We start from the raw sequence: 2,672 nt of genomic DNA, 5'->3' as shown, positions 1-2,672 counted from the left end.
CATCGGCTTTCCCCGCCATCTCAGCCAGCATGTGGGCGGTTTTGTCATCACCAAAGGGCGCCTGGATGAACTCTGCCCCATTGAAAACGCCGCCATGGATGACCGCACGATTATCGAATGGGATAAAGACGATATCGACGCGCTTGGCATTTTGAAGGTCGATATCCTGTCGCTGGGGATGCTCACCTGCATTCGCAAAAGCTTTGATCTGATCGCACAGCACGAAAGTAAAAACTACACTATAGCAAGCGTGCCTCAAGGTGACGCGGCAACCTTTGAGATGCTCTGCGTGGCGGATGCTGTTGGGGTTTTTCAGGTGGAAAGCCGGGCGCAGATGAACTTTTTGCCACGTATGAAGCCGCGTAAATTTTATGATCTGGTGATCGAGGTCGCCATCGTGCGGCCCGGCCCGATCCAGGGCGGCATGGTGCATCCCTACATCAACCGGCGTCAGGGCAAAGAGCCGGTGCATTTCCCCTCTGCTGCGTTGCAAGAGGTGCTGGGCAAGACCCTTGGCGTGCCGTTGTTTCAGGAGCAGGCGATGCAAATAGCCGTGGTTGCTGCAGGGTTTAGCCCCTCTGAAGCCGACAGGCTGCGCCGCTCTATGGCAACGTTTCGGCGCATGGGCACCATTGGGCAAGCTGCGCGATAAATTCATCGGCGGCATGTTAGAGCGCGGCTATGCGCAAGACTTTGCAGAGAGCTGTTTTTCACAAATCGAAGGCTTTGGCGAATATGGTTTTCCCGAAAGCCATGCAGCCGCTTTTGCCATGCTCGCCTATGTTTCTGCCTGGCTCAAACGCCACCATCCGGCGGCTTTTGCCTGTGCGCTCCTGAACGCGCAACCGATGGGATGTTACGCCCCGGCACAGATCGTGCGTGACGCGCGTGAACATCACATCGAGGTACGGCCGATCTGTGTGAACACCAGTGACTGGGACAACACGCTGGAAAATCGCGCCGACGGCTCGCTGGCGCTGCGCCTTGGGTTTCGTCAGATCAAAGGCTTTCGCGCAGAAGACGCGGCATGGATCGTGGCGGCGCGGGGCAATGGCTACCCTGACCCAGAAGCCCTTTGGTTGCGCGCGGGCCTCGCGCCTGCGGTGCTTGAACGCCTGGCCGAGGCCGACGCCTACGCCGGTCTTGGGCTGGGACGGCGCGATGCGCTTTGGGCTGTGAAAGCCATCAAAGGGACCGCGCCCCTGCCGCTGTTCAACAACCCGGTTGACGGGGAAGGCATTCACGAGGCACCGGTAGATCTGCCCAGCATGCATCTGGGCGAGGAGGTGGTCGAGGATTATGTTGCCATGCGGCTGTCGCTCAAGGCGCATCCAATGGAGCTGTTGCGTCCCAACATGCAGGGGTTGACGCCGCATGCGGCGCTCCCGGATGTTCCGCTGGGGCCTGTTGCGGGCAAGCGCATCTCAGTTTGCGGTGTGGTGATCACCCGTCAGCGCCCCGGCACCGCGTCGGGCGTGGTGTTTCTGACGCTGGAAGATGAAACAGGCGTTTGCAATGTCGTGGTGTGGAAAGCAGTCTACAAACAGTTCCGCCGCGCGGTGATGGGCGGGCGTTTGCTGCGCGTCACCGGCGTGGTGCAGCGCGAGGGCATCGTTGTGCATCTCATTGCGCAAACGGTTGAGGATGTGTCTGATTGCCTGGCAGCCCTGGGCCACCCGATGGATGCAGCAATCGGCATCACAGAGCCGCAGGCCGATGACGCTCCAAGATCACGCCCGCAACCGCGCGCCATGCATCCGCGCGATCAGGCCAAAAGGGTGTTTCCAAGCCGGGATTTTCACTAAGGGGCATGCCTTGGATTCCCCCCCATTTTAGCGGGGTGAGCCGTGGGGCGTGCCGCTATAAGGGGACTCCTCAGATTTGCGCCGCATTACCTTACGATCTGAAAGCGTCAGCTTGTGGGTCTGGAAATGCGCAATGGGGCTTGACCGATACGGTGCGTGTTAGACTAAAAACGTCTCAAACTTCTGATGTCCCAGAGCGCGGGTTAGGCGCGCGACAAGTTCGCTCTGTGACAACCCTTCCCACTCCCGTCTCCCCCACCGCGGGGTGTCGTACAGGGCCTTACGCAAATCAAGAGCCGTTGCAACAGGGCGCACAATCGCTTCCGAGAACAGCTCATGTGTCCAGTCGATTGCCTCCAACACATCCTGTGGCGCGGCAAACAGCGCAGCCTCATGTGCAAAGGGATAGCGTAGATCCGGGTTGCCCAGATAGTTGTCCCTCCGGAAGGCGGCAAACGCAATATAGACTGGATTATAGTTTAGCGACTTCAGGACTGACAGGAGGTGCAGGCTGTCACGCGCTTCGTTGCACTCGATCCAAAGGATGGGATGGCGGTCGCGAATGTAGGCATAGTCTCCTTTGATTACATCACCTTCCATGCCTTCGAGGTCAAGCTTCAGCGCGGTATAATCGCCGTGCTGCGCCCGTAAATCCTTGAGAGTGTGACAAGGGATCATCCCCGGCCCGTAGGCTTCGATCTCATCAAATTCATAAACCTGAGCGCCGTGGTTTTGCGCGATCTCGTCTTGCGCCTTGGGGCGCAGGCTTCGACCGCGAGCACAGATGACAGCGGCCGGTGTCGGGCTACGCCCAGCGTAAAACTGCCTAAGAACGCGCCGCAATCCCAGAAGACGGCATTCTCAGGG

General features: G+C 59.0%; 1 protein-coding gene and 1 pseudogene. One reads left to right on the top strand and one right to left on the bottom strand.

Going from position 1 to position 2,672, the window contains the following annotated elements:
* A pseudogene (locus tag B4968_RS14890) lies at positions 1 to 1,805 on the top strand (helix-hairpin-helix domain-containing protein); the annotation flags it as partial.
* A gap of 159 nt (positions 1,806 to 1,964) precedes the next feature.
* Here the strand turns inward: B4968_RS14890 and B4968_RS14885 are convergent.
* Entirely contained in the window at positions 1,965 to 2,648 is a 684-nt protein-coding gene (locus tag B4968_RS14885; protein WP_083100233.1) for a class I SAM-dependent methyltransferase, read from the bottom strand.
* Positions 2,649 to 2,672 lie beyond the last annotated feature (24 nt).

The sequence above is a fragment of the Pseudophaeobacter leonis genome, from assembly GCF_002087335.1.
In the GTDB taxonomy this organism is placed as follows: Bacteria; Pseudomonadota; Alphaproteobacteria; order Rhodobacterales; family Rhodobacteraceae; genus Pseudophaeobacter; species Pseudophaeobacter leonis.
Note: the sequence above shows the minus strand (reverse complement) of the source record. Positions and strands in the feature narration are given on the sequence as shown.